Origin of the sequence: Halomonas sp. ND22Bw (assembly GCF_003011945.1) — a bacterium.
GTDB lineage: Bacteria > Pseudomonadota > Gammaproteobacteria > Pseudomonadales > Halomonadaceae > Halomonas > Halomonas halophila.
Map to the genome: position 1 here is coordinate 1 of NZ_PXWD01001642.1, position 241 is coordinate 241.

The 241-nt window shown below is 70.1% G+C and carries 1 pseudogene; it reads right to left on the reverse strand.

The features are described from left to right. Nucleotides 1–241: pseudogene (locus CVH10_RS23840) on the reverse strand (lipoate-protein ligase B); the annotation flags it as partial.

Below are 241 nucleotides of genomic sequence, written 5' to 3' on the forward strand. Positions count from 1 at the left end.
CCCCTGGGCGACCCGGGCCTGCGGCGCGATCCTCGACCAGCACCGTCTCGCCGAAGATGGCCTCGAAGGTCGCGCGCAGCGCCATGTCGACCTCCGGCAGCGTGACGAGATGGCCGAGATCGACGAGGCTGGTGACGCCGTGGCCGGAGATCCCGCAGGGGACGATGCCGCTGAAATGCGACAGGTCCGGCTCCACGTTGAGGCTGATGCCGTGGAAGCTCACCCAGCGGCGCACGCGGAT